The organism is Mesorhizobium sp. M4B.F.Ca.ET.089.01.1.1, from assembly GCF_004022605.1.
Taxonomy (GTDB): Bacteria; Pseudomonadota; Alphaproteobacteria; order Rhizobiales; family Rhizobiaceae; genus Mesorhizobium; species Mesorhizobium abyssinicae.
Genome location: NZ_RZOS01000507.1, coordinates 1 through 3,722, shown reverse-complemented (window position 1 = coordinate 3,722; position 3,722 = coordinate 1). Strand labels below are relative to the sequence as shown.

The following is a 3,722-nucleotide window of genomic DNA, read 5'->3' as shown; positions in this document are numbered from 1 at the left end:
CGAATGTGGGGAATTTGGCGACGAGTTCGTCGACCAACTGGCCGGCCAACTGGTCGCGGCCGGCAAGCTTGGCGCCGATCAGGCGCGCGGCCAGATAATGCGACTTGGTTGCGGTCGTCCGCAACGATTCACTGGCGATGGCAGCCTGCCTCGTATCGTCCAGCATGAACGCGCCGACAAAAAGCCCGTAATCCCACCATGTCGGATGGCCGCTGAAGGTCTCGACGGCGTGCGCCATGATAGGGGTACCTTCGCTGTACCTGCCGGCGAAGACCAGGCCGTAGCCGTAGGCCGCGGCCATGCCGAGATCGTAAGGATTCAGCTCGTGGGCCTTGCGCATCCAGCGTATTGCTTCATCCGTATTGCCGAGGCGCGAATTGAGATAGCCATAGGCGCGATGCGCATAGGGGCTGGTCGGGCCGATCTGCACGGCACGATGGGCAAACGACATCGCCTGCTCGATCGTGGCGCCGGAGGGATAGGCGTAGTGATCGGTGACGGCCTCGAGGTGCAGCGAAGCAAGCTCTGAATAGACGAGTGACGATCGCGCACCCTGGCGGGCCAGATCCTCGAGGCAACGGTAGGCGGCCTCATGCGTCGTGGCGCTTTGATCGAGATAGTATCTGTCGTTGAGCACCAGGCATTGCGTCAGGCCGGTGCCGAGACCGCCTTGATCGATATAGCCGTAGATCGGCCCGGAGGCCGGAATGGTCGAGGTCAGTATGTTGGCGACGCTGTCCTCGACGGCGTCTGGCGCATTGTCCTCGGCGGTCAGGTTGCGCGACAGAAGCACCCTGCCGGTGGCGACGTTCTGCAACTCGATCGTTACGTCGCTCGGCGTGGGTCCAGGCACGATGTCGAATACGAAGCTGGTGGCGTCGGCGGCCGGATCGTGGGTGCCGTCGGCGTCGCGTCCGATGAAGTCTATGGTGTCGAAACCGGCAAGGCCGGAGCGCAGCGAAGCGGCGACGCGTGCAGCTTCCGGACTGCTCGCCTTCACGGCGATGTAGATCAAAGGCAGGTTCTCCGCCGGCGGCGAAGCGACGCTGCTGGTCGCCGTCGTCTCGACCGTCGAGGCGGTATCCCCGCCGCCGAGCAAGGCATCGCCGCCCTGGCGAAGGATGAGCACGCCCAGCATGGCGATGACGAGGGCGATCGCGCCCCAGAAAAAGCGCAGGTGGCGGGTGAGCGAAGGAGCAGGCGCGGAAGCCGCGGGCGGCGACATCAGCGGCGCCTGAGCAAGGCCGGGTTCTTCGGGCAATCCCGGCGCGACGATGGCCGAAGCGGCGCTCTCCGCCTGCCTTTGTTCGTCCGGCAGGCGAATGGCATTCAGCTCATAGGAGGGAACATAGCCGCCGCGCGGGATGGCGATACGCACCGGTTCGGCAATGCCTTCATTGGCGAAATAGTGCTGCAGAAGCTCGCGCAGCCTGCCCGCCTGCACGCGCACCACGGCATCGGTCGACGGATCGAAATCGCCGTCCCGGCCGAAAACATCCATGGCGATGGAGAAGCCCTTGAGTCGGTCGCCTTCGCCGGCCTGCTCGCGCTCGACCAGATAGCGCAGCAGCTTTCGGGCACGCTCCGAGCGTCCGAATGTTTCGCTGGCAAGCAGTCGCTCAAGTGTCTCGCGCACTGCGGGGGCGGCAGGCGTGGCATGCTGCAAGTGTCGAACCTCTCGAAGTCGGCACAGGTTAGGGCGCGATCATATAGTGATGGGACTGCCGCACAAGCATACTTGTATTATGCTATCGCGTAAGCCACCGGATAATTGCCCATGGTTAGCGGGGCCGGTATCGCAATGCGTGCGGAGCGCCGCGGACGTGCGACGCTCCGGGTAGGCATTGATCAGCCCGCCTTGCGGCCGACGATGCGGTTGGCGGCCGAGACCACAGCCTCCAGCGAAGCGGCGACGATGTTGGTGTTGATGCCGGCGCCGAACAGCTTGCCGCCGGGGTGCTCCATCTCGACATAGGAGATGGCGGAGGCATTCGAGCCGCGCTGCAGCGAATGTTCGGAATAGTCGAGCACCGACATCTCGACGCCGACATGCCGCGACAGCGCATCGACGAAACCATCGATCGGGCCGGTGCCGGTGCCGGTGATGGTCACCTCTTTGCCCTTGTCGAGGATCACCGCCTCGATCACGCGCCGGCCCTTCACCTCGGTGTCGGGATAGGTTTGGTGGTCCATGAATTTCAGCCGGGCGCGGGGCTGGTCGACATAGGTATCGAGGAAGCGCTCATGGATGCGCTTGGCCGGCACTTCCTTGCCTTCGGCGTCGGTGATCGCCTGGATAGCCTGGCTGAACTCGATCTGCAGGTTGCGCGGCAGATTGAGGCCGTAGTCGGCCTGCAGCACATAGGCGATGCCTCCCTTGCCGGACTGCGAGTTGATGCGGATGATCGCCTCATAGGTGCGGCCGACATCGGCAGGGTCGATCGGCAGATAGGGCACTTCCCAGAGCGGCGTGTTGGCCTTCTTCAGCGCCTTCATGCCCTTGTTGATGGCGTCCTGGTGCGAGCCGGAGAAGGCGGTGTAGACCAGCTCGCCGACATATGGATGGCGCTCCGGGATTTTCAGCTGGTTCGAATATTCATAGACGTCCTTCATCCGGTTGATGTCGGAACAATCGAGCTCAGGATCGACGCCTTGTGTGTACATGTTGAGCGCCAGCGTGACGATGTCGACATTGCCGGTGCGCTCGCCATTGCCGAACAGCGTGCCCTCAACGCGGTCGGCGCCGGCCATCAGGCCGAGCTCGGTGGTGGCGATGCCGGTGCCGCGGTCGTTGTGCGGATGCAGCGAGACGATCAGGTTCTCGCGATTGTCGAGATTGCGGCACATCCACTCGATACGGTCGGCGTAGATGTTGGGCGTCGACATCTCGACCGTCGAAGGCAGATTGATGATCAGCTTGTTTTCAGCCGTCGGCTTCACGATCTCGGTTACCGCGTTGCAGATCTCCAGCGCGACTTCGAGCTCGGTGCCGGTGAAGCTCTCCGGCGAGTATTCAAAGCGATAGCCGCCGCCGGCCTTTGCCGCCATGTCGGTGATCATCTTGGCGGCGTCGGTGGCGATGCGCTTGATGCCGGCAACGTCCTTTTCGAAGACGACGCGGCGCTGCAATTCGCTGGTGGAGTTGTAGAAGTGCACGATCGGGTTGCTGGCATCCTTCAGCGCCTCGAAGGTGCGGGTGATCAGCTCCGGGCGGCATTGCACCAGCACCTGCAGCGAGACATCGGCCGGCACGTTGCCTTCCTCGATGCACCAGCGCGCGAAATCGAAATCGGTCTGCGAGGCCGAAGGGAAACCGATCTCGATCTCCTTGAAGCCCATGTCGAGCAGCAGCGCGAACATGCGCGCCTTGCGCTCATGGCCCATCGGGTCGATCAGCGCCTGGTTGCCGTCGCGCAGGTCGACCGAGCACCAGATCGGCGCCTTGTCGATGACCTTCGACGGCCAGGTGCGATCGGTGAGGCCGACGGTCGGGTAGGGTTGGTATTTGCGGGCGGCGTCCGTCATGCCCTTCTCGGCATGGTCAGCCTGAATGTCTTCTCGTGCGTTCATCGTCATCTCTCCCGGCGGCTCGCGGATCCGCCTTCAGACGGATTGGTGCCGAGCGGCGCCTTTACCAAAGTTTCGTTCGCTTGATGTGACTTGCCAACTGGCCAAGGAGCGTGCGCGTAAGCGGCGATTTCGACCGCCGGGCGCTCCTTCAG

At 63.4% G+C, this 3,722-nt stretch carries 2 protein-coding genes; both read right to left on the bottom strand.

Features of this window, described 5'->3' with window-relative positions; all coding sequences use genetic code 11:
- On the bottom strand, positions 1-1,666 hold a 1,666-nt coding region (locus EN780_RS29530), incomplete at its 3' end, for a tetratricopeptide repeat protein (RefSeq protein WP_128276058.1).
- 182 nt (positions 1,667-1,848) lie between these two features.
- Entirely contained in the window at positions 1,849-3,570 is a 1,722-nt protein-coding gene (leuA, locus tag EN780_RS29525) for a 2-isopropylmalate synthase (protein ID WP_128276057.1), read from the bottom strand.
- Positions 3,571-3,722: the final 152 nt, after the last annotated feature.